Raw genomic sequence first — 22,730 nt, forward strand, 5'->3', positions numbered from 1 at the left:
CGACGCGAAGGAGATTAACGCGACCACCTATGTGCTGCAACTCGCAAAGCAGGTAGGATCCTTCTGAATCGCGTGATGGCAAAATAGAATGCCTTCTTCAGTTGGCTCGAAAACAAGGAGCGTTGATGCAGCCCAACCTCAGCTTTACCGATGTGGTACGTGAAATCCTTCGGAAGCATCCAGCCGGGCTCACACCGCAAGAGATCAGGTCGATTGTGAAGGCACAGTACTCGAGCTTTTACGGAACCGCGTCGCATGTACGCAATGTAGAGAGCGGAAATTACAAGGATCTTGACCACGCCTTACTGGCCAGGATTTACATCGCATGCCGCAGTGCGAGCGATATTTTCGCGGATAAGTCGCAGAAACCACATCTAATGTCATTAGAGACCGGTGCGGAACCTCAGGAGCTAAATGAGCCAGACTTTATCGAAGGCGAAGACTTGGAGAAGTTGGCTGAAGACGTCGGTACCTTGTATGTATTAGGAACGAATCTATTTACGTCCGAAGGCGTTGAAATTATCAAAATAGGAATCACCACCGGGCCTGTGGAGAGGCGGATTGCCCAGCTTTACACAACCGGGGTGCCGTTTCGTTTTCGAGTAATCTCACAGTTTGAAACTACAAACTACTCTAAGCTCGAAAAGGCTTTACATTGTTTGTTTGATAAATATCGAATTAACCAGGCGCGGGAGTTTTTTACAGCTCGGTGCTTGGAACACATATCTGAACTGATTGCTGTTCATCAAAAAATTGAACAGGTATAGATGTATTGGCTCGGATTGATAGTTCGTAGAAAAAAGTGACAGGATTTATTTTCGCCCAAGCTGAAATTGCAGAGGTATTGGCGGATGTGACAGAGGCGAAACTTAGCCAGACTGCACCACTACCGCCGATGAGAGGCTACTGGCGCTGCATAAGCGCTAAAAACAACACCCACAAAAAAGCCCCAGATCTCTCAACCTGAGGCTTTTTCATTCCAAATCTGGTGCACCCGGCGGGATTCGAACCCACGACCCCTGCCTTCGGAGGGCAGTACTCTATCCAGCTGAGCTACGGATGCTTGTGCGGGCGACATCATACCCATGTCGACCTGATGCGTCCATTCCGGCATTTGCCCCGCCCCCTGTCGTCCATTTCCGACAAAAAATGGCTAATCGCCACCTTCATTCACAACTCCCCGCGCCGCACGTCCCTTTGTTTGCTTTGCTCTTGTGGCTTTACACCGCTTCCACGCCGCAATTCCTCAGGTGAACGCATGCATTCCAAAGGAACCGTGATGCTCGATCTCCCGCTCAGACAAACCCTGCTGGCTCGCTCCGATTTGTTTCGAGGTATGCCGGAGCACCTCCTTCGCTACGTTGCAACCCATATGGTGGAGCGCACGCTGGATGATCGTGAGCTGTTGTATTTCAAGGATGACACCCTCGAATTCATTGCATTGGTGGTGGAGGGCCGGATTTATTCGGTGGTGCATGGGCCGGATGGGCGCGAGCAGATTATCGGTAGTACTGGGGCTGGGCAGGTGGTGGGGGAGACGGCGTTGATCAAGGATCATGGGCGCGAGTCTTCCACCTTCGCCAGTGGCCCTACGCGCTTGTTGCAGTTGGGTAGCCGGCATTTTGCTGTGTTGTTTGAGGAACCGGTGTTTCTGCGGCGTTTGTTGATGCTGATGATGCTGCGGTTGCTGCACGCCATCGAGTTGTTGGAGTTGGTATGTCTGCATCGGCTGGAGTCGCGGTTGGCGCGGTTTTTGTTGGCGAACCTGGGTGAGATCGACCTGGCGTTGGCTTTGCCCAGTGTGTCGTTGCCCGCAAGCCAGGGGGTGTTGGCGTCGATGCTGAACACCAGCCGGCCCAAGCTGAATGTGCAGCTGCAGGTGTGGCGGCGCAGTGGGGTGATCAGCGGCGATCTGGAGCGCATGGTGATCAATGATGTTGAGCATTTACGGCGCAAGGCTTTTGCGCTGAATTAGTTGTGGCGGTGTTCCCCAGGTAACAGCGTACCCCCGTCGAGCCCTCGCAGACTGGCCCTTCATCAAGGATGCACAGGAGTGCTGGCGATGGGGATGACTGTTCAGTTCAAGGATCAATGGGCCGCCGATGACCGTTTGTTCGAAGCGAGTTGGCGCGCTGTGCACGGCGAGCTAAGGCGCCGGGCGTTGCGGCGGGCCAAGGGCAATCTGGATCAGGGCCAGGAGTGGTTGTCGGCCACGGCGATCAAGGCCCTGTTGTTTTTTCGGCGCTCGCCCGAGCGCATTCGCGACCCTCAGGGTTTTCTGTTTTTAGTGCTCGATCATGTGTTTCTCTACAGCTTGCGGCGCAGCAAGCGCGAGGGGCGGTTGTTCGATGATTCGGTAGACCTTGAACACGATCACCTGGCCGCGCTCGCCGCGCCCTGCGCTTCGGTGCTGGAGCGGGTGGAATGTTATGAACGTCTGGAGCAGTTGGAGGCGCATGTCGCGCGGTTACCGCTGTTGCAGCAGCGTTTGTTCGAGATGCGTTTTGTCGATGACCTGCCTTACCCGCAAATTGCCGCCGAGCTGCACGTGAAGCTGCCGCTGGTGCGCAAGCGTGTGCAACTGCTGCGCGATGCGTTGCGCTGAAGGTGATTCACACATGTTGGCGTGGGGCGTTCTAGTGGTATGAGCGCAGCACGCCGCCGCTATCCACACCCAAACCTGGGTGAATGCCATCAAGGAGAGATGTATGACAGAGGTCAACAGCCAGATCACCGACGCGGTCACTCAAACCAACGTCAAGGTGGTGGCCGAGGCGCCGGCCCAGGCCATCGCGTCGCTGTACCAGGTGGCCAGCAGCGCGGCGGGCCTGTCGTTGCAGAACGCGGTCAACAGCCAGCAGGCGATGAACCAGATTTCCAACGCGGTGATCTCCAAGGCCGTGGCGCTGATCATGCAGATTGGCGAGAAGGGCTGAGCCCTCGGGAGATCGATTATGTCGTGGTTCAGCAAAAAGAAACCCGCCGCCTCTCAAGCAACGCCCGCCGCCGACCCACCGGCGCCGGCGCCCGCTGCACCGGCCTCGCGCTCGATCATGGCGCGCATGAACGAGCACCTGCTCAACCAGGTGAGCGCACCGTCATCCGACAGCACGGCGGCGCTCAATAGCCAGATTGTGCAGGCGGTGCAGTTCACCAATTCGCAGAACTTTGCCTATGCGCCGGCGCAGATCGCGGTGCCGGCCGACATGATGATCAGCCAGGCGGCCGGGCTGGTGGCGCAAGCAGCGGCGGGGTACTTCGACGGGGTCAGCAAGATCGCGTTGGCGGCCCAGGCCGTGCTGCTCCAGCAAATGACCGAGAACATCGTCAAGGATAACCTGCCAGCCGCTGCCGAAGACGCCCTGGGCGCCTTGGCCACCGACCTGCTGGTAGGCGCCGCTGCCGCCGTGGCTGCCGCTGCCGGTGCGATGGAAGCCGAAGCCGCCAGCGTGGCCATCGACAAGATCGACCAGAGCATCGCCAAGTACGCGAGCACCCTGGCCAACCGGGCCGCGCCAGCGGCTTGAACCGAGCACAGCGCTTCGGCGTTCTGCTGGAGCGGTGCAACAGCAACTTGAAAGCAACTTTTCTTGAGTGAGGAGCGACATCATGAAGCTTGGAGATATTGTTTTTTCTGTGGCGCAAGTGGACGACAAATTGTCCACCAGCATTCCTCGCGCATTCATTGTGGCGGGGCAGTGGATCAAAGCGAAAATCTTCGGAACGGGCGATCCGAATGTACCCGTGGTGCATGCGGCTATTGCGATCGACGCCACACATGTTGTGGAGAGTGTAGGGAGTGGCATTCAGGTAACCGACCTGACAACTGAGGCCGTACCTCGTGGAGCCATGGTTTTCTCTTGTGAAAACACAAAGTTGGGGTGGGCGGCTGCGTATGCCGCGGATCAATTTTATGGCGACGTCGCCAGCAAGGATATTACGGGTCGATACAGTAAATGGAATGCGCTGTTGTCGATTCTCAAATCGTCAGGTTACGAGCCCGGTCTCATGCCGCGGATCAACGAATCGGTGTCTATCGGCAATGCCTCGTTTTGTTCGCAGTTCGTCGCAAACGCCTACGAGGTTGGCAACCTTTACATCAGCGGCAGTGAGGTTCCGCCGCCGATCTTCACGACGCGCTCTACGGTGATGACCCCCTGGGAACTGGCCGCGAGTTGCGACAACGCCACAGACTTCCACTTCTCCGGTTTCTGGCAGGACAACGTCGAGGTGCGGCTTTAGCGGCCCTTCAACCGGCAACTTCATGCCCCAGGAGATCCCCATGGCTCCTCCCTCCACACCCTCGGTCCTGTCCACCGATGACCGCCAACGGCTCGAAGCAATGCTGCGCAACCCGCAGATTTTCGCCGGAACGCCCCAGGCCATCGTCGACGAAACCCTCAAGCGCGCCACCCAGGTGCTTGAGCAATCAAAGGCCAACGAACAAGCGCTCAAGACCGCTGCCCAGCAACGTGAAGCGGCGCTACGCCAAATGCTGAACGGCGCGGCCTCGGACCAGGACGCGCAACGCAAGGAAGTGCAGGCACTGATCCAAGGGTTGATCGCCCAGATTGAAGCGGCATTGGATCCGGCGGCGAAACCCTAAACCAGGTTTCACAGCGCCTGTTTCGCAACGTTCATTGATGAACACGGAATGCACCGTGTACTAAATAAGGAAATTGATCATGCCATTAGTCAACGAGCAAATTACCGACGCGGTCACCCAGACCAACGTCAAAGTGGTGGCCGAATCGCCTGCGATGGCGATGAGCACTATCTATCAATCCATGGCGCAGGCCACGGCGATTCTGTTCCAGAACGCGGTGTCGGCCCAGCAGCAGCAAAACACCCTGGCCCAGGCGGCCACCAACCAGGGCGTGATGCAGATCTACAGCGTCGATACCACCGCAGGTGCGGCGGCCACCGAGAAAGTCGCCCAGGGCGGCGTGTCGGATAACCTCACCAGCCTGTTGACCGTGCTCAAGTCGTTCCAGCCTTAAGCACTGAGCAATAACGGATGTTGTTCTTTCTCAACCCAGGAGTTTCAACCATGAGTACAGTCAGCCCGCAAATCACCGATGCCGTCACCCAGACCAACGTCAAGGTGGTTGCCGAATCACCCGCAATGGCCATGAGCACCATCTACCAATCCATGGGCCAGGCCACGGCGATTCTGTTCCAGAACTCGGTCTCGGCCCAACAGCAGCAAAACACCCTGGCCCAGGCGGCCACCAACCAGGGCGTGATGCAGATCTACAGCGTCGACACCACCGCTGGCGCCGCCGCCACCGAAAAAGTCGCCCAGGGCGGCGTGGCCGACAACTTGACCAGCCTGCTGGCCGTGCTCAAGTCGTTCCAACCTTAAGCTGCAAGGTCCCCAACAGCCCCGGCGCCCACAAGGCCCCGGGGCTTTTGCCGTGTATGCGTTTGATCCGAAAGATCAACCAGATGCGCCATAATCGTTCTTTTTTTCGAACAGACTATTGCCCTGCACCCCCATTGATCCTAGGATTCGTTTGAGATTTCAAACGCTCTGTCTCCCGTGCGCTTTTCACCTATCCTGGCGTGCTGGACTGATTTCCCTGACGGCAGCCCAGGCTGATGCCATGTAGGAGCGAGCTTGCTCGCGAAAATCGTTAACGATGACGCCGCGTTTCTGGTTTTTCGCGGCGCCTTTGAATTTTTCGCGGGCAAGCTCGCTCCTACAAAGACATCGCCCACAAGGCGCCTTTCAACAACTCTAATTCGCTCCGCGTGCGCGCGGTGCTGTTAAGGAAAGCCGACATGCAGCTTAAAGACACCCAGTTGTTCCGCCAGCAAGCCTTCATTGATGGCGCTTGGGTCGATGCGGACAATGGTCAAACCATCAAGGTCAACAACCCGGCCACGGGCGAGATTCTCGGCACCGTGCCGAAGATGGGCGCCGCGGAAACCCGCCGCGCCATCGAAGCCGCCGACAAGGCCCTGCCAGCGTGGCGCGCACTCACCGCCAAGGAGCGCGCCAACAAGCTGCGCCGTTGGTATGAGCTGCTGATCGAAAACCAGGACGACCTCGGCCGCCTGATGACCCTCGAACAAGGCAAGCCGCTGGCCGAAGCCAAGGGCGAAATCGTCTACGCCGCGTCCTTCATCGAGTGGTTTGCCGAAGAAGCCAAGCGCATCTATGGCGACGTGATCCCCGGCCACCAGCCCGACAAGCGCCTGATCGTGATCAAGCAGCCCATCGGCGTGACCGCAGCCATCACCCCGTGGAACTTCCCCGCCGCGATGATCACCCGCAAAGCCGGCCCGGCCCTGGCTGCCGGTTGCACCATGGTGATCAAGCCCGCCTCGCAAACCCCGTTCTCGGCCCTGGCCCTGGTTGAGCTGGCGCACCGCGCCGGTATCCCCAAAGGCGTGCTCAGCGTAGTCACCGGCAGCGCTGGCGACATCGGCGGCGAGCTGACCAGCAACCCCATCGTGCGTAAATTGTCCTTCACCGGCTCGACCGAAATTGGTCGCCAGCTGATGGCCGAATGCGCCAAGGACATCAAGAAAGTCTCCCTGGAGCTGGGCGGTAACGCACCGTTCATCGTGTTCGACGACGCCGACCTGGATAAGGCCGTCGAAGGCGCGATCATCTCCAAGTACCGCAACAACGGCCAGACCTGCGTCTGCGCCAACCGCCTGTACATTCAGGATTCGGTATACGACGCCTTCGCTGAAAAGCTCAAGGTGGCGGTGACCAAACTGAAGATCGGTAACGGCCTGGAAGACGGCACCACCACCGGCCCGCTGATCGACGAAAAAGCCGTGGCCAAGGTGCAGGAACATATCGCTGATGCCCTGAGCAAAGGCGCCAAGCTGTTGGCCGGTGGCAAGGTGATGGAAGGCAACTTCTTCGAACCGACCATCCTGGTCGACGTGCCGAAAAACGCCGCCGTCGCCAAGGAAGAAACCTTCGGCCCGCTGGCGCCACTGTTCCGCTTCAAAGACGAAGCCGAAGTGATCGCCATGTCCAACGACACCGAGTTCGGCCTGGCCTCCTACTTCTACGCCCGCGACCTGGGCCGGGTGTTCCGTGTGGCCGAGGCCCTGGAATACGGTATGGTCGGCGTCAACACCGGGTTGATCTCCAACGAAGTGGCGCCGTTCGGCGGCATCAAGGCCTCGGGCCTGGGCCGTGAAGGCTCCAAGTACGGGATCGAGGACTACCTGGAAATCAAATACCTCTGCCTGGGCATCTAAGGCACGGGATTGCAGCAAACGCAGAGGGCACGAGAGCGCTGCCCCTTTGCGTGTTTTACATGGTTATTCGCAGTGGCCGGGAAAGCTGTGGCAGTCGATCATCGCATGCTGCCGTAGTTGCCTCCCCGCCACCTATCCTTGAGCCACGCCGCCCGATGAGCGGCGAATGAGGACTTTATGAGCAAGACCAACGCATCCCTGATGAAACGCCGCGAAGCCGCTGTACCGCGCGGTGTTGGCCAGATTCACCCGATCTTCGCCGACTCCGCGAAGAACGCCACCGTGACCGACGTTGAAGGTCGCGAGTTCATCGACTTCGCCGGTGGTATCGCCGTGCTGAACACCGGCCACGTGCACCCCAAAATCATCGCGGCCGTGACCGAGCAACTCAACAAGCTGACCCACACCTGCTTCCAGGTATTGGCCTACGAGCCCTACGTGGAAGTGTGCGAAAAAGTCGCCGCCAAAGTGCCAGGTGATTTCGCCAAGAAAACCCTGTTGGTCACCACCGGTTCCGAAGCGGTAGAAAACGCCGTGAAAATCGCCCGCGCCGCCACGGGTCGTGCCGGTGTAATCGCCTTCACTGGCGCTTACCACGGCCGCACCATGATGACCCTGGGCCTCACCGGTAAGGTGGTGCCTTACTCGGCCGGCATGGGCCTGATGCCGGGCGGCGTGTTCCGTGCGCTGTACCCCAACGAACTGCACGGTGTGAGCGTCGACGACTCCATCGCCAGCATCGAGCGTATCTTCAAAAACGATGCCGAGCCGCGTGATATCGCCGCCATCATCATCGAGCCGGTGCAGGGCGAAGGCGGTTTCTACGTCGCGCCGAAAGCCTTCATGAAGCGCCTGCGCGAACTGTGCGACAAGCACGGCATCCTGCTGATCGCCGACGAAGTGCAAACCGGTGCCGGCCGTACCGGTACCTTCTTCGCCATGGAACAGATGGGCGTTGCTGCCGACCTGACCACCTTCGCCAAATCCATCGCGGGCGGCTTCCCGCTGGCCGGTGTGTGCGGCAAGGCCGAATACATGGACGCCATCGCCCCAGGCGGCCTGGGCGGCACCTATGCCGGTAGCCCGATCGCCTGCGCCGCGGCCCTGGCGGTGATGGAAGTGTTCGAAGAAGAGCACCTGCTGGACCGCTGCAAGGCCGTGGGCGAGCGCCTGGTGACCGGCCTCAAGGCCATCCAGGCCAAGTACCCGGTAATTGGTGAAGTGCGTGCCCTGGGCGCGATGATCGCGGTCGAGCTGTTCGAAGACGGCGACACCCACAAGCCAAACGCTGCCGCTGTTGCTTCCGTGGTGGCCAAGGCGCGTGACAAGGGCCTGATCCTGCTGTCCTGCGGTACCTACGGCAACGTATTGCGCGTACTGGTGCCGCTGACCTCGCCGGACGAGCTGTTGGACAAGGGCCTGGCGATCATCGAAGAGTGTTTCTCCGAACTCTGACACGCCCCTGTAGGAGCGAGCTTGCTCGCGAGAAAACCCCAGGCACCGCGTTTCAAAGGCTGCCCACGTTTTCGTTGACGACCTTCGCGAGCAAGCTCGCTCCTACAAAAAGACAAAGCAAAAAAACCGCTTCGGCGGTTTTTTTGTGCCTGCTTGATGTACGCACGCAGCTGCATTGTCTAAGGTGCAAGCATTGCCGATGGAGCGTGCTGGATGACTGCTGTTGATTTACCCGCTGTACCCCGAGTGTTAATCGCCGAAGCAGACCCTTGGTCGCGGGACCTGCTCAAGCAAGTGCTGTTGAATGTGCGCTGTGACGCACGGCTGGATGTGTGCGCCGATGGGCAACACGCCGCCACGCTGTTGGGCGAAAAAACCTATGACCTGATCCTCGCAGATTGGGAGCTGCCGGGCGTGGATGGCCTGAGCCTGCTGCGCAGCGTGCGCCAGAAGCGCCGTTCGCTGCCGTTTATCTTGCTGAGCAGTCGCAACGACAGCGCCAGCGTGCGCGAAGCCTTGCCCCTGGCACCCACCGCCTACCTCACCCGCCCACTGAACATGGAAAGCCTGACCCAGCGCTTGCAAGACCTGCTGCTCAACGAAGGCGAAAGCGTGTACTGCGAGATCCCACCGCTGGCGCCGGGCATGACCTTGCCCGCCTTTCTGGAGCGACGCCGCGAGGTCTGCGATGGCGCGCCGCTGCGCGTGGATGTGAAAGCCGCCGTGCAACGCAGCCTGGGGCCCGAAGGCCTGGACCTCAAGCAGTTGGAAGACCAGGTACACAGCGACCCGCAAATCACCGCCGTACTGATCGCCGCCGCCAACAGCGCCGGCTACCACGGCACGCCGGTGCAGACCCTGCCAGAGGCCCTGCATAAGTTGGTGCCCGGCCAGAGCATGAACCTCATCCTCGGCCTAGCGCTCAAGCACAACGTGGTGTTGGGCGACCCTGGGCTGGTGGCCTACGCCGAGCGTCACTGGCAATTGTCCCAAGACAGCGCCGACTACGCCCGGCGCCTGGCGCGCATGCTGGAGCTCGATCACCAGCGCTGCTACAGCGCGTGCATCCTGCACCGCTTGGGCGACCTGGCCTTGTTGCGCTGCCTGGAAGACTGGCGCCAGGGCGGCGGTGCATTGGATGACCAAACCATCGGCGAATCCCTCGACGCCTTTGGCGCCGCCTACGGTTCGGCGTTGCGCACGCGTTGGCGCTTGCCGCTGGAGTTGCGGCAGTTGATCGCGGGGATCTATTCACTTGAAGGCGGGGTGTATTCGCGCGAAGCCCAGGTGGTGAACCTGGCGGTGCAAATGGCGCGGCTGACCGAGCACGAAGGGCTCGAAGAACTGGCCGGCAGCAAGACCGCACGGCTGCTCAAGGTAGGCTTGCCGGAACTCACCCGAGTGCGCAAAGCCTGAAGCACACACCGAACAACTGTAGGAGCGAGCTTGCTCGCGAAAAACGTCAACGATAACGCAGGCTTCCTGAATAAACGCGGCGCCTGTGAGTTTTTCGCGAGCAAGCTCGCTCCTACAAAAGGATGTGTTAACCGGCTATAACGCGGTTCTTGCCCTGGCGCTTAGCCTCGTACATCGCCGCATCCGCTCGCGCAAACAGGCTGTCGAGGGTGGAGTCATCTTCGCGCAGGCCGGCCAGGCCCTGGCTGACGGTCACATTGAATTCATGCCCCTCGTAGCTGAACACCAACGCCTGGATTTCCTTGCCCAACCGCTCGGCCACCTGCAGGGCCATCTCCGGTGGGCAACCCGGCAGCACAGCAGCAAATTCTTCGCCACCAACGCGCCCGAACAGGTCGCCACGGCGTAATACCCCACGACCGCTCTCGGCGATGCGCCGCAGCACCTGATCGCCCTCCAGGTGGCCGTAGGTGTCGTTGATGTCTTTGAAGTCATCGATGTCCAGCAACAGGAACGCCAGCGGCGTGCCCTGCGCGCAGGCATTGTCGAACGCCTGGTTGGCGAGTTCGAAGAAGTGTCGGCGGTTGCTGCTTTGGGTCAGTACGTCGGTGGTGGCGAGGCGATGCAGTTCCAGCTCAAGTTGCTTCTTTTCGGTGATGTCTTCGGCGATGCCCACCACGATCAGCGCTTCACCGGGCACCACCTGCTGGTTGATGTAGCACTTGTCGCTCAACCAGCGGATCTGCCCGTCAGCGGTGATGATGCGGTACTCGCGGTCCTCCACGGCACCTTGTTCCAGCACCCGGGCCAGGCTGTGTTCGGCGTAGTCGAGGTCTTCGGGGTGGACGCTGTTGCGCCATTCTCGGTGGTCGGCCAGCAGCAGGCCGGCGGAGCGGCCAAACAGGCGCTCGTAGGCCGGGCTCACATACAGCACGCGGCGTGTATTCCAATCGATGGCCCAGAGCACGGCGTTCACGCTGACCAGCAGTGAGCTGAGCAGTTGCTCGCGCTCACTCAGCCGCTCGACTTCACCTTGAGCATGCATAAGCGCCAACAGGGTCGCCGCCGCGGCCGGGCGCGGCGGCTCTGCGGTGGGCACATCGGGCAGGCTGGGCTTTTCGTGAACCATCGGTACAACTCTCTCTGGGCGCGCCGCAGGTGCAAAAGCGGTCACAACAAGGGGTCACCATGATGGCGAAGTGTTCTTTGAGAGAGGGGAATTGCGGTGAAGTTCCGTGAACGGCGTGGATTGACGGTGCCCGGAAAATGGCGCCAAAAAGCCAGTGCGTGGGAGGGCGAACCCTCCCACGGCGCCCTTACGCCGCTGTAGGACGCAACGAGTAAGTCTTCAACTGGTGGGCAAAATCGCGCAGGGATTGGATGCCGCTGGCCTCGGCTTCATGCACCCATTCCTTGATCGCGGCCAGCATATCGTGGCCGTTGGAACTGGTCTTGAGCCAGATCTGCTGCAGCGCCAGGCGCTTCTCGTAGATCACGGTCAGGGCATGGCTGTGTTCCAGCATGCTCTGGATGCGCAGGTGGTGGCGGTCTTCCAGCAAGCTGGTTTCCCGCGACAACAGGCGCTTGGCGCGGTGGAACTGGTGGCGCACCGAATGATCGACCTTCTCCAGCTCCTGCTTGACCAGCGGGCCAATCACCAACTTGCGGTATTGGGCCATGATCTGGAAGCGGTTGTTGAGGATCGCCATGGCGGTGTCCATGTCCAGGCTGCCCTTGCCTTCGACGCGGTGGGCGATGGGCGCCACGCGCTGCACCTTGGCCAGGCGCAGGAAGCTGAACACTTTGATCCAGGCCCAACCCAGGTCGAACTCCCACTTCTTCACCGACAGCTTGGCCGAGTTGGGGTAGGTGTGGTGGTTGTTGTGCAGCTCTTCGCCGCCGACGATGATGCCCCACGGCACCAGGTTGGTGGCGGCGTCACGGCATTCGAAGTTGCGATAGCCCACGGCATGCCCCAGGCCATTGATCACGCCGGCGGCCCAGAACGGGATCCACATCATCTGGATCGCCCAGATGGTGATACCGATTGTGCCGAACAGCAGCAGGTCGATCACGCCCATGAGCGCCACGCCCAGCAGCGGGTAGCGCGTGTAGAGATTGCGCTCGATCCAGTCGTCCGGGCAGTTCTTGCCGTAGATACGCAGGGTCTCGGGGTTTTCCGCCTCGGCGCGGTACAGCTCGGCACCTTTGCGCAGCACGGTGGACAAGCCCTTGATCACCGGGCTGTGCGGGTCATCGACGGTTTCGCACTTGGCGTGGTGCTTGCGGTGAATGGCGGTCCATTCGCGGGTGTTCTGCGCCGTGGTCAGCCACAGCCAGAAGCGGAAGAAGTGTTTAAGGCCGGCATTGAGCTCGAGCGAGCGATGGGCCGAATAACGGTGCAGATAGACAGTGACCCCAATAATGGTCACGTGGGTCATCAACAGCGTGACTGCCACCAGTTGCCAGGCGGACAGATCAAGGAAACCGTTGTACCACATAGGCTGTATGGCCCTCAGATAAAGTAAAAAACAGCACCCGCATTATCACTTCCTTTGCAGATAAAACCAGTCACCGTTTCAGATAAGACTTACAAAGTGTTTCCTACTCTATAATCCGGATTCTTTGTAGGGCGATTCTGGTTATTTAGTAAGGATTACTAAGCATATGCTGTTTTCATACCGAGGTGCCCTACGTGCGGGGTTGGTGTACCTGCTGGTTTCCATCCTTTGGCTCCAGCTCAGCCATTACCTATTAATCAACTTTATCGATGAACCTTTGGAGCTGGGGCGCTGGCTGCAGGCGCGCGGTTATGTGTGGGTCAGCCTCAGCGCGTTGCTCATTTACGGGATAGGCCGGCGTTTTGCCCGTGCCCATGCGTTGCAACAACCCCTGAAAGAGAACCGCGAGCGCCTGCGCCAGGCCGCTGCGGTGTTCGATTGCACCCGCGAAGGGGTGCTGGTCACCGATATCCAGGGGCTGATCGTGCACGTCAACCGGGCGTTTATGGAGATCACCGGTTACCAGTGCGAAGACGTCATGGGCCAACGGCCAAGCCTGTTCAAGTCCGGGCGCCACTCGGCGCATTTCTACCAGCAAATGTTCCAGGCCCTGGAAAGCACCGGCGAATGGAGCGGCGAAATCTGGAACCGACGTAAAAGCGGCGAGGTGTACCCTCAGTGGCAAACCATCCGCGTGATTCACGATGACCAGGGCCAGGTCAGCCACTACGTGGCGGTGTTTTCGGACATCAGCGCCATGAAGAACTCTGAGCACGAATTGGCGCACCTGGCCCATCACGACCCGCTCACCGACCTGCCCAACCGCCTGCTGTTTACTGATCGCGCCGAGCAGGCCCTGGCCTCTGCGCAGGTGCATAAGCGTGGCTGCGCCCTGCTGTTGATGGACCTGGACCACTTCAAGATCATCAACGACAGCCTGGGCCATAACGTCGGCGATCAATTACTCAAGCTGGTGGCCGAACGCCTCAGCGGCCTGTTTGGGCCGGGGGTGACCCTGGCGCGCCTGGGGGGCGACGAATTTGCCGTGCTGGCTGAAAGCTGCCCGCAGGTGGTGCAAGCGGCGGCCTTGGCGCAGCGCATGCTCAATGCTATGAAGGATCCGTTCATTTTTGACGGCAACCAGCTGTTTATCAGCGCCAGTATCGGCATCAGCCTGTTCCCCAGTGACGCCCTGAGCGCCGAGCAACTGCTGCGCAACGCCGATTCCGCCTTGTTCAAAGCCAAGAGTGCCGGGCGCGAAGGTTACGCGTTGTATACCGAAGAGCTGACCGCCCATGCCCAACACCGAGTGGAAATCGCCGGCGAGCTGCGTCGCGCCCTCGACCAACATGAACTGCGTGTGTATTACCAGCCGGTGCACGACCTGCACGACAGCCGTTTGGTCGGCGTTGAAGCACTGGTGCGCTGGCAGCACCCGGAACGCGGCCTAGTGCCCCCGGGCGAGTTCATCCCCATCGCCGAGCGCACCGGGCTGATTGCCGACATCGATGCATGGGTGATGGACCAGGCCTGCCGCCAGATGTGCCAGTGGCTGGCCGACGGCGCGCCGCTGAGCTTTATCGCAATCAATGTCTCCAGCCGCCTGTTTGCCCGGCGCGAGCTGTATGAGCAAGTGGCCCAAGTGCTGCACACCACGGGGCTGGATCCGGCCTTCCTGGAGCTGGAAGTCACCGAGAGCGCCGTGATGGACGACCCGGAAGTCGCCCTGGAGCAACTGCACCGCTTGCGCGAACTGGGCCTACGCCTGGCCATCGACGACTTTGGCACCGGTTATTCCTCGTTGCTGCGCCTCAAACGCCTGCCGGTGCAGAAGCTCAAGATCGACCAGGGCTTTGTGGCGGGCTTGCCGTGGGACGAAGACGACGCGGCGATTGTGCGCGTGGTGATCGCCCTGGCCAAAAGCATGGGCATGCAGGTGCACGCCGAAGGCATCGAGCAGGTGGAACAGGCGCGGTTCCTGCTGGATCAGGAATGCGACATGGGCCAGGGGTATTGGTTTGGGCGGCCCATGCCGGCTGATGAAATCGATTGGGCCCGAGCACCTCTGATCCGCCAGGACTGACTCGGTCAATGTGGGAGCCGGGCTTGCCCGCGAAGGCGGTGTGTCAGTCACTGCATCTGTAACTGCACCACCGCTTTCGCAGGCAAGCCAGCTCCCACAGGGGTTCTGCGGCGCCGGTGTGTGAGGGTTTTTTCTGCCGAAACCCTTGCAAGCCCATGCCCTATCAGAAAATTCTTTCTGGTTATATAAACATTCTTAAATAGTATTTTTAAGAATATCCGCGCTTATCTACTATCGCCCTCACGCCGCAAGCAGTGCCGCCACTGCCAGGCACTACTCATTTCAGGAGCGAGACCATGAGCGCATCTCTACGTAGCGTTGACGGCCAGGACGAAGCAGCCATTTTGCGTGAAATCCAGAGCGCCCTGCGCGACCTGCGGTTTGGCGCGGTGGAAATCACCGTGCACAACGCCCAAGTGGTACAGATCGAACGCAAGGAAAAATTCCGTCTGCAGAACCCGGGCAACAAACCCGCCTAAGAACACGTCACCAGTAGGAGCGAGCTTGCTCGCGAAAAACGCCAACGATAACGCAGCGCATCAGGTTTAACGCGGTGCTTCTGGGTTTTTCGCGAGCAAGCTCGCTCCTACAGGGTTGCGCCAACATACAAGAATTTCAGGAGCTTCTATGTCGTCGATTCGCCGTTATGCCTTGGCCGCATTGGCCAGTGCCGTGTTTGCCGGTTCCGCCGTTGCCAAGGACTACGAGTTGCTCAACGTCTCGTACGACCCCACCCGTGAGCTCTACCAGGACTACAACGCTGAGTTCACCAGCTTCTGGAAGCAGTCCCACCCCGGCGACAACGTCAAGATCCAGCAGTCCCACGGTGGCTCGGGCAAGCAAGGCCGGGCGGTGATCGATGGCCTGCGCGCCGACGTCGTCACCCTGGCCCTGGCCGGCGACATCGACGAAATCGCCAAACTGGGCAAGACCCTGCCAGAGAACTGGCAGACCCGCCTGCCGGACGCCAGCACGCCGTACACCTCCACCATTGTGTTCCTGGTGCGCAAGGGCAACCCCAAGGGCATCAAGGACTGGGGCGACCTGATCAAGAAAGACGTGTCGGTGATCACGCCCAACCCGAAAACCTCCGGCGGTGCACGCTGGAACTTCCTCGCCGCCTGGGCCTACGGCCTCAAGGCCGGCGGCAGCGAAGCCAAGGCCCAGGAATACGTCAAAGAGCTGTTCAAGCACGTCCCGATACTGGACACCGGCGCGCGCGGTTCTACCATTACCTTCGTCAACAACGGCCAGGGTGACGTGCTGCTGGCGTGGGAAAACGAGGCGTTCCTGGCCTTGAAAGAAGACGGCGGCGCCGACAAATTCGACATCGTCGTGCCTTCCCTGTCGATCCTGGCAGAACCGCCGGTGGCGGTGGTGGACAAGAACGCCGAGAAAAAGGGCAACACCGAGATCGCCACCGCGTACCTCAACCATCTGTACAGCCCGGCAGGCCAGGAGATTGCGGCGAAGAACTTCTACCGCCCACGGGATGAAAAAGTCGCCGCCAAATACGCCCAGCAGTTTCCGAAACTGGACCTGGTGACTATCGACAAAGACTTCGGCGGCTGGAAAACTGCCCAACCGAAATTCTTTAATGACGGTGGTGTGTTCGACCAGATCTACACGGCGCAATAACTACACCGATCACTGTAGGAGCGAGCTTGCTCGCGAAAAACTTCAAGGCACCGCGTGCAAACAGACTGCCCGCGTTATCGTTGACGATCTTCGCGAGCAAGCTCGCTCCTACAGCGGTCAGGAGAGCCCGCATTCATTTGCGGGTTTTGCATATCCGTTCCGCTAACCAAGGACTCTTATGTCGCGTCGTATCTCCCCCGTCATACCCGGCTTCGGGCTGACGCTGGGCTACACCGTGGTGTACCTCAGCCTGATCGTACTCATCCCCCTGGCGGCGATGTTTGTACACGCCGCTCAACTCACCTGGGATCAGTTCTGGAACATCATTTCCGCGCCTCGCGTATTGGCGGCCTTGAAACTGAGCTTCAGCACTGCGCTGTACGCCGCACTCATCAACGGTGTGATCGGCACGCTGTTGGCCTGGGTGCTGGTGCGCTACACCTTCCCCGGGCGCAAGGTCATCGACGCGATGATCGACCTGCCGTTCGCCTTGCCCACCGCCGTCGCCGGTATCGCGCTCACGGCGTTGTACGCGCCCAACGGCCTGGTTGGCCAGTTTGCCACCGACCTGGGTTTCAAGATCGCCTACACCCCCCTGGGTATCACCCTGGCGCTGACCTTCGTCACGTTGCCCTTCGTGGTGCGCACCGTGCAGCCGGTACTGGCCGATATCCCCCGGGAAATCGAAGAGGCCGCCGCCTGCCTCGGCGCCAAGCCGTTGCAAGTGTTCCGCTACATCCTCGTGCCGGCATTGTTGCCCGCCTGGTTGACCGGCTTCGCCCTGGCGTTTGCCCGAGGCGTGGGTGAGTACGGGTCGGTGATCTTCATCGCCGGCAACATGCCGATGAAAACCGAAATCCTGCCCTTGCTGATCATGGTCAAGCTCGACCAATACGACTACCGCGGCGCCACCTCCATTGGTGTGCTGATGCTGGTGGTGTCCTTTGTCTTGCTGCTGCTGATCAACTTGTTGCAGCGGCGCATCGAACGTCCATAAGGAGGCGCGGAACATGTCCCAATCGTCTATTTCCGCCGCGTCCTCGGCCAACGCCGCCCGCCGTGGCAGCGCGACCTCGCGACGCATCCTGATCGGCCTTGGCTGGCTGGTATTCGTGCTGTTCCTGCTGCTGCCGTTGCTGGTGGTGGTGTCCCAGGGTTTGAAGAACGGCCTCGGCACGTTCTTCACCGCAATCCTTGAACCAGACGCGCTGTCGGCGCTGAAACTCACGGTGATCGCCGTGCTGATTTCGGTGCCGCTCAACCTGGTATTCGGCGTCAGCGCCGCCTGGTGCGTGAGCAAGTACTCGTTCCGTGGCAAGAGCATTTTGGTCACGCTGATCGACCTGCCGTTCTCGGTCTCGCCGGTGATCGCAGGCCTGGTGTACGTGTTGATGTTCGGCGCCCAGGGCTTCTTCGGGCCGTGGTTGCAAGACCATGACATCCAGATCGTGTTCGCCCTGCCGGGCATCGTGCTGGCGACCATCTTCGTCACCGTGCCGTTCGTGGCCCGTGAGCTGATCCCGCTAATGCAGGAGCAGGGCACCCAGGAAGAAGAAGCCGCGCGCCTGCTGGGCGCCAATGGCTGGCAGATGTTCTGGCATGTCACCGTGCCGAACATCAAGTGGGGCCTGATCTACGGCGTGGTGCTGTGTACGGCGCGGGCCATGGGCGAGTTCGGCGCGGTGTCGGTGGTGTCCGGCCACATTCGCGGCGTCACCAACACGCTGCCGCTGCATGTCGAGATTCTCTACAACGAATACAACCACGTTGCCGCATTTGCGGTGGCCAGCCTGTTGCTGATCCTGGCGCTCTTCATCCTGCTGCTCAAGCAGTGGAGCGAGAACCGAATCAACCGCCTGCGCAACAGCGCGGGTGAGGAATAAGTCATGTCGATCGAAGTCCGTAATGTCAGCAAGAACTTCAACGCCTTCAAGGCCCTGGACAGCATCAACCTGGATATCCAGAGTGGCGAGCTGGTGGCGTTGCTGGGCCCGTCCGGCTGTGGCAAGACTACGTTGCTGCGCATCATCGCCGGCCTGGAAACTCCGGATGCGGGCAGCATCGTGTTCCATGGCGAAGACGTCTCCGGCCACGATGTGCGTGATCGTAACGTGGGTTTTGTGTTCCAGCACTACGCGCTGTTTCGCCACATGACCGTGTTCGATAACGTCGCGTTCGGCCTGCGCATGAAGCCGAAAAACCAACGCCCCAGCGAAAGCCAGATCGCGAGCAAGGTTCATGAGCTGCTGAACATGGTGCAGCTGGATTGGTTGTCGGACCGTTACCCGGAACAACTCTCCGGTGGCCAGCGCCAGCGTATCGCCCTGGCCCGCGCCCTGGCGGTGGAGCCCAAGGTGTTGCTGCTCGACGAACCCTTCGGTGCCCTCGATGCCAAGGTGCGTAAAGAACTGCGCCGCTGGCTGGCGCGCCTGCACGAAGATATCAACCTGACCTCGGTCTTCGTGACCCACGACCAGGAAGAGGCCATGGAAGTCGCCGACCGTATTGTGGTGATGAACAAGGGCGTAATCGAGCAGATCGGTTCACCGGGCGACGTCTACGAAAACCCGGCCAGCGACTTTGTTTATCACTTCCTGGGTGACTCCAACCGCCTGCATTTGGGCGAAGACAAGCACCTGCTGTTCCGCCCCCACGAAGTGTCGCTGTCGCGCCATGAACTGGAGGATCACCATGCGGCGCAGGTGCGGGATATTCGGCCGTTGGGCGCGACCACTCGCGTGACCTTGAAGGTTGAAGGCCAGAGTGAATTGATCGAGGCCGAAGTGGTGAAAGACCATGACAGCCTCACCGGCCTGGCGCGGGGCGAGACCCTGTTCTTCAAACCCAAGGTCTGGCAAAAAGCCTGACCCCGTCACCTCCTGTAGGAGCGAGCTTGCTCGCGAGAAACCTGAGAACGCCGCGTTTTAACAGAATAAACGCGTCATCGTTAACGTTTTTCGCGAGCAAGCTCGCTCCTACAGGGGTCAGGCCGCCACGTTTTTCTTGTGGGCGCACACCGGCCCCGAACGCTGTTCAATCTGCCGCTTGAGCTCATGCCGCAACCCCAGCAAAAACGCCAACTCCGCCACCACAAACAACGGCCCCACGATCAGTCCCGACACATCGTCCACAAACGCAGGCTTCCTGCCTTCGTAGTAGTGCCCGACGAACTGAATCACCCAGCCCACCACAAACATGCCCACGCCGCTGCTCAGCCACACCGCCGTGCTTTGCGCCGCCAGCACATGCCCGGCCCACACCGACAAGCCCATCAGCACCGTCATCAACACGCCCAAGGCCAGTTCCAGGCGCAGGTAAAACCACGCCGAAAACAGCGCCAGCAGCACCGCAGGTGATAGCCACAGCCCACCTACCGACCATTCCGGGCGCGACAGCAGCACGGCCACCGCCACCACAATCAGCGGGATACCGATGAAGTGGCTGGCGATGTTGCGTGGGTCGCGGTGGTATGCGGCGTATTGACTGAGGTGGTCGACGAGGCTTTTCATTGTTGTTCCTCCTGTAGGATGTTTGATCATGCCCTGTCAGTCGGTGCCTAACTGTCAACTGGGCGACAATCTTCGGAGTTCGCATGGACACAGGGACATGGCACGCGCAATTGGCTCGCGGTCATTGGTTCAGCCATTTGCCGCCAGACTTGCAGCGTAGCCTGCTGGGGGCGGCGCGGTTGCGTGTGCTGACGGCGGGGCAGTACCTGTTCAAGCGCGGTGACCCGCCGTGCGGCGTGTATGCGGTGCTGGAAGGCACGGTGCGCATCAGTGCGGTCAGTGCTCAGGGCAAGGAAGCGGTGTTGAGCCTGGTGGAAACGCCCTACTGGTTCGGCGAGATCTGCCTGTTCGACAACCTGCCGCGCACCCACGATGCCCTGGCCACGGGCGCATGCAAGTTGTTGCAGGTGCCGCAGTCGGCGATGCTCGGCATTCTCGAACAGCGTCCGCTGTTCTGGCGGGAGATGGCCCTGTTGATGAGCCATAAACTGCGGCTGTCGTTGATCACTATCGAACAGATAAGCCTGATGCCCGCCTCAGAGCGGCTGGCCCATCGGTTGCTGATGATTGCCCAAGGCTACGGCGAAGTGGAACAGGCGCGCCGTGTGCTGCAACTGCCCCAGGAGGATCTGGCGGCGATGCTGGGCCTGTCGCGCCAGACCATCAACAGTCTGCTCAAGGCGCTGGAGCAACAGGGCATTATCGGCTTGAGTTACGGCGCCATCGAGATACGCGACCTCAATGGGCTGCAGCTGGCCGCGGGCCTATGAACCGCGATAGGTGGAGAAACCGTAAGGGCTGAGCAACAGCGGGATGTGGTAGTGCTGGTCGGCCTGCTTGACCTGGAATATCACCGGTACCTCAGGGAAAAACGTCTCGCGGTTAGCCTTCTTGTAGTAATCGCCGGTCTTGAACACCACGCGGTACTCGCCCGGCTGCATGCTGCGGTTGGCCGGGAACAGCTCGGCGATGCGGCCTTGCTGGTTGGTCACACCTTCAGACAGCGACTGCCATTTATCGCCCACGTGCTGTTCCAGGGTGACATTGACCCCGGCGCTTGGCAGGCCGTTTTCCAGGTTGAGTACGTGCACGCTCAGGGGGTTGCCGTCGGCCAGGGCCAGGTTGCAGAGGCCGCTCAGGCTCAGTGCGGCGAGGGTCATGCTCAAGGTTTTCATCGCGAAGTCCTTTTGAGGGAAGTGGAATCAAGGGGTGATTTTCAAGCCCAGTTGCTCGGCGGCCTGTACGGCGCAGGCTTCATCCTGCGCGGCGCCACCGGCACCGGCGATGCCTAGGGCACCGACCAGTTCGGCATCGGCAAACAGCGGCACGCCACCGCCGAGCAACAGCAGCTCGGGCAAGCTGTTGAGGTTGGCGGCTTCGGGGTTATTACGCGCCCGTTCGGCAAACAGCCGGGTCGGGGTTTTTGTCGACAGCGCCGTGTACGCCTTGCGTTGGCTGGCGAGGCTGTTGTGCGGGCCGACACCGTCAGCGCGCAGGCCCAGCAACAGGTTGCCACCGCGGTCGAGTACGGTCAGCGCAGCGGTGCAGTGGGCCAGGCTGGCGTCGGCCAGTTGGCGAGCGGTGTGCAAATCCAGCTCGGCGTGGCGTGGCAATTGTGGCGTCGCCTGGGCGGCGGTGACCACGGCGAGGCTCAGGAACAAAGCAGTGCGGTACATAGTGAGGGCTCCAGAAAGCAGGCCATCACGGTAACCAGCGGACGCGGACAAAAGCCGCACAATTGGATGACAGGTTTGTAATCAAACTCAGGGATTTGTGGTGGTTGTACTGGCCTCATCGCAGGCAAGCCAGCTCCCACAGGAGAATGGGTTCACATCATGTGGGAGCTGGCTTGTCTGCGATGAGGCCCTTGCTACTGCAACCCGTCGCGAAACTGCCCCGGCGTCATCCCTGTCCAGCGCTTGAACGCACGATTGAAACTGCTGGTATCGGCAAACCCCAGCAAATGGCTGATCTCGGCCAATGAGCACTGCGGGTCGCGCAGGTGCAGTAACGCCAGGTTTTGCCGACACTCATTGAGCAGGGCGTCAAACCGACACCCTTCATCGGCCAGATGCCGCTGCAAGCTGCGCAGGCTCAAATGCAGCGCTTGAGCAATGTGTTCGGCGCTTGGCTCGCCGTCTGGCAATTGCGCCTCGATGGCGGCGCGCACCTTGCGTTCCCAGGTCAGCGGTTGCAGTTGGGCGAGGGTGCGTTTGAGCACGGTTTCGTTGTGTTCGGCCAGCTCCGGGTTGGCGTCGTCCAGGTGGCTGTCGAAGTCGCTGGCGGCGAATTCCAGGCGGTCTTCGTCGGCGGCAAACCATACCGGTGCGCGAAATACCGTGTGCCATGGCTTGGGGTCGGCGGGTTCCGGGCGCCGTAGGTACACGGCCAACGGCGCATAGTCGCGACCCAGGCGGTTGCGGCAGGTACGTACGTAAATCGCCGCAAAGGCATCAATCGCTTCCGGTGCGGGCGCAGGGCTGCCTGGGGGTTGGAGCAGGCGAAAACGGTAGACGTCGCCGTGGCGGCTCAGCTCCAGGTCCAGGGCATCACTGACCACCTGGTGATAGCGCACGATGCGCTCGAACACCTCGCGCAAGCTGCCGCTGGCCACCAATGCGTAACCCAGCGCATGAAAGGTGGTGGGGCTGACAAACCTCGACACCCGCAGCCCGATCGCCGGGTCGCCACTGGCCTGTACCGCCAGCGCCCATAGGCGCGTGGTGGCCGACAACCGGTAGCGGGCGTTGGGGTCGTCCATCTGCTGCGGGTCGAGCCCGGCTTCGGCGCACAGCGCGGCGCTGTCGAGGCCCAGGGCGTCGAGCTGCTTGCGCAGGGCACGGGTCCAGCTGGCGAGGGAAGTGGGTTCGGTCATGGCAATTGGCGCTTGGGGTCAACAGA

The 22,730-nt window shown here is 60.6% G+C and carries 25 protein-coding genes and 1 tRNA gene; 19 read left to right on the forward strand and 7 right to left on the reverse strand.

The features are described from left to right. The first annotated feature begins 125 nt into the window (after positions 1-125). Complete coding sequence (locus HU731_RS28495; protein WP_225931484.1) at positions 126-767, forward strand: GIY-YIG nuclease family protein; 642 nt, start codon at positions 126-128, stop codon at positions 765-767. A 219-nt stretch (positions 768-986) separates the two neighbouring features. On the opposite strand, the gene HU731_RS17015 is transcribed toward HU731_RS28495, so the two are convergent. Beyond that, positions 987-1,063 (reverse strand) — tRNA-Arg (locus HU731_RS17015). A 216-nt stretch (positions 1,064-1,279) separates the two neighbouring features. On the opposite strand from HU731_RS17015, the gene HU731_RS17020 reads away from it, so the two are divergent. The 11 genes from HU731_RS17020 (at position 1,280) to HU731_RS17070 (ending at position 10,098) form a co-directional block, all read left to right on the forward strand. Next, the gene (locus HU731_RS17020; protein ID WP_158497510.1) at positions 1,280-1,975 is read left to right on the forward strand and encodes a Crp/Fnr family transcriptional regulator; all 696 of its coding nucleotides are present in this window, start codon (positions 1,280-1,282) and stop codon (positions 1,973-1,975) included. An 87-nt stretch (positions 1,976-2,062) separates the two neighbouring features. Beyond that, the gene (locus HU731_RS17025; RefSeq protein ID WP_186607964.1) at positions 2,063-2,605 is read left to right on the forward strand and encodes an RNA polymerase sigma factor; all 543 of its coding nucleotides are present in this window, start codon (positions 2,063-2,065) and stop codon (positions 2,603-2,605) included. Between the two features lie 103 nt (positions 2,606-2,708). Next, on the forward strand, positions 2,709-2,936 hold the full coding sequence (locus HU731_RS17030) for a RebB family R body protein (protein WP_003187543.1): 228 nt from the start codon (positions 2,709-2,711) through the stop codon (positions 2,934-2,936). Positions 2,937-2,954: 18 nt separating this feature from the next. Continuing rightward, positions 2,955-3,527 (forward strand): hypothetical protein, encoded by a 573-nt coding sequence (locus HU731_RS17035; protein WP_186607965.1) that lies wholly within the window; start codon positions 2,955-2,957, stop codon positions 3,525-3,527. A gap of 82 nt (positions 3,528-3,609) precedes the next feature. Continuing rightward, positions 3,610-4,242: a hypothetical protein gene (locus HU731_RS17040; protein ID WP_186607966.1), complete on the forward strand. Its 633-nt coding sequence runs from the start codon at positions 3,610-3,612 to the stop codon at positions 4,240-4,242. A 40-nt stretch (positions 4,243-4,282) separates the two neighbouring features. Beyond that, positions 4,283-4,606, forward strand: a complete 324-nt coding sequence (locus tag HU731_RS17045; RefSeq protein WP_186607967.1) for a hypothetical protein — start codon at positions 4,283-4,285, stop codon at positions 4,604-4,606. A 79-nt stretch (positions 4,607-4,685) separates the two neighbouring features. After that, positions 4,686-5,000 carry a RebB family R body protein gene (locus HU731_RS17050; protein WP_003187550.1) on the forward strand — a complete coding sequence of 105 codons (315 nt, stop codon included), beginning with the start codon at positions 4,686-4,688 and terminating at the stop codon, positions 4,998-5,000. Between the two features lie 50 nt (positions 5,001-5,050). Beyond that, the gene (locus tag HU731_RS17055) at positions 5,051-5,365 is read left to right on the forward strand and encodes a RebB family R body protein (RefSeq protein ID WP_003187551.1); all 315 of its coding nucleotides are present in this window, start codon (positions 5,051-5,053) and stop codon (positions 5,363-5,365) included. Positions 5,366-5,784: 419 nt separating this feature from the next. Continuing rightward, entirely contained in the window at positions 5,785-7,227 is a 1,443-nt protein-coding gene (gene gabD / locus HU731_RS17060) for an NADP-dependent succinate-semialdehyde dehydrogenase (protein ID WP_032894202.1), read from the forward strand. A 177-nt stretch (positions 7,228-7,404) separates the two neighbouring features. Then, complete coding sequence (gene gabT / locus HU731_RS17065) at positions 7,405-8,682, forward strand: 4-aminobutyrate--2-oxoglutarate transaminase (protein ID WP_038448442.1); 1,278 nt, start codon at positions 7,405-7,407, stop codon at positions 8,680-8,682. A gap of 213 nt (positions 8,683-8,895) precedes the next feature. Beyond that, positions 8,896-10,098 carry an HDOD domain-containing protein gene (locus tag HU731_RS17070; protein ID WP_186607968.1) on the forward strand — a complete coding sequence of 401 codons (1,203 nt, stop codon included), beginning with the start codon at positions 8,896-8,898 and terminating at the stop codon, positions 10,096-10,098. Between the two features lie 127 nt (positions 10,099-10,225). Here HU731_RS17070 and HU731_RS17075 read toward each other — a convergent pair whose 3' ends face one another. Both HU731_RS17075 and desA read right to left on the reverse strand, forming a co-directional pair. Beyond that, the gene (locus HU731_RS17075) at positions 10,226-11,227 is read right to left on the reverse strand and encodes a GGDEF domain-containing protein (protein ID WP_186607969.1); all 1,002 of its coding nucleotides are present in this window, start codon (positions 11,225-11,227) and stop codon (positions 10,226-10,228) included. A 187-nt stretch (positions 11,228-11,414) separates the two neighbouring features. Next, complete coding sequence (desA, locus tag HU731_RS17080; RefSeq protein ID WP_003187559.1) at positions 11,415-12,599, reverse strand: delta-9 fatty acid desaturase DesA; 1,185 nt, start codon at positions 12,597-12,599, stop codon at positions 11,415-11,417. 166 nt (positions 12,600-12,765) lie between these two features. Here desA and dibA point away from each other — a divergent pair, with 166 nt between their 5' ends. The 6 genes from dibA (at position 12,766) to HU731_RS17110 (ending at position 19,187) form a co-directional block, all read left to right on the forward strand. Next, positions 12,766-14,682 (forward strand): phosphodiesterase DibA, encoded by a 1,917-nt coding sequence (gene dibA / locus HU731_RS17085; protein WP_186607970.1) that lies wholly within the window; start codon positions 12,766-12,768, stop codon positions 14,680-14,682. A gap of 296 nt (positions 14,683-14,978) precedes the next feature. Further along, on the forward strand, positions 14,979-15,161 hold the full coding sequence (oscA, locus tag HU731_RS17090; protein WP_010565387.1) for a sulfur starvation response protein OscA: 183 nt from the start codon (positions 14,979-14,981) through the stop codon (positions 15,159-15,161). A gap of 148 nt (positions 15,162-15,309) precedes the next feature. Further along, a complete protein-coding gene (locus tag HU731_RS17095) occupies positions 15,310-16,320 on the forward strand; it encodes a sulfate ABC transporter substrate-binding protein (RefSeq protein ID WP_003187562.1) in 1,011 nt (336 codons plus the stop codon). A gap of 178 nt (positions 16,321-16,498) precedes the next feature. After that, on the forward strand, positions 16,499-17,317 hold the full coding sequence (cysT, locus tag HU731_RS17100; protein WP_032894195.1) for a sulfate ABC transporter permease subunit CysT: 819 nt from the start codon (positions 16,499-16,501) through the stop codon (positions 17,315-17,317). A 13-nt stretch (positions 17,318-17,330) separates the two neighbouring features. Next, positions 17,331-18,203, forward strand: coding sequence for a sulfate ABC transporter permease subunit CysW (gene cysW / locus HU731_RS17105; protein ID WP_003187565.1), 873 nt, complete (start codon positions 17,331-17,333; stop codon positions 18,201-18,203). Between the two features lie 3 nt (positions 18,204-18,206). After that, on the forward strand, positions 18,207-19,187 hold the full coding sequence (locus tag HU731_RS17110) for a sulfate/molybdate ABC transporter ATP-binding protein (protein ID WP_056782568.1): 981 nt from the start codon (positions 18,207-18,209) through the stop codon (positions 19,185-19,187). Between the two features lie 117 nt (positions 19,188-19,304). Here the strand turns inward: HU731_RS17110 and HU731_RS17115 are convergent, their stop codons facing one another. After that, positions 19,305-19,829: an Mpo1 family 2-hydroxy fatty acid dioxygenase gene (locus HU731_RS17115; RefSeq protein ID WP_186607971.1), complete on the reverse strand. Its 525-nt coding sequence runs from the start codon at positions 19,827-19,829 to the stop codon at positions 19,305-19,307. A gap of 83 nt (positions 19,830-19,912) precedes the next feature. On the opposite strand from HU731_RS17115, the gene HU731_RS17120 reads away from it, so the two are divergent. Beyond that, complete coding sequence (locus HU731_RS17120; protein ID WP_186607972.1) at positions 19,913-20,599, forward strand: Crp/Fnr family transcriptional regulator; 687 nt, start codon at positions 19,913-19,915, stop codon at positions 20,597-20,599. Here HU731_RS17120 and uraH read toward each other — a convergent pair. The 3 genes from uraH to HU731_RS17135 all read right to left on the reverse strand — a co-directional run bounded on the left by uraH (position 20,594) and on the right by HU731_RS17135 (position 22,704). After that, on the reverse strand, positions 20,594-21,004 hold the full coding sequence (gene uraH / locus HU731_RS17125; protein WP_014716425.1) for a hydroxyisourate hydrolase: 411 nt from the start codon (positions 21,002-21,004) through the stop codon (positions 20,594-20,596). The genes HU731_RS17120 and uraH overlap by 6 nt on opposite strands. A gap of 27 nt (positions 21,005-21,031) precedes the next feature. Next, positions 21,032-21,505, reverse strand: a complete 474-nt coding sequence (locus tag HU731_RS17130) for a GlcG/HbpS family heme-binding protein (protein WP_186607973.1) — start codon at positions 21,503-21,505, stop codon at positions 21,032-21,034. Between the two features lie 194 nt (positions 21,506-21,699). Beyond that, complete coding sequence (locus HU731_RS17135; protein ID WP_105225372.1) at positions 21,700-22,704, reverse strand: AraC family transcriptional regulator; 1,005 nt, start codon at positions 22,702-22,704, stop codon at positions 21,700-21,702. Positions 22,705-22,730: the final 26 nt, after the last annotated feature.

The organism is Pseudomonas salmasensis (assembly GCF_014268375.2).
Taxonomy (GTDB): Bacteria; Pseudomonadota; Gammaproteobacteria; order Pseudomonadales; family Pseudomonadaceae; genus Aquipseudomonas; species Aquipseudomonas salmasensis.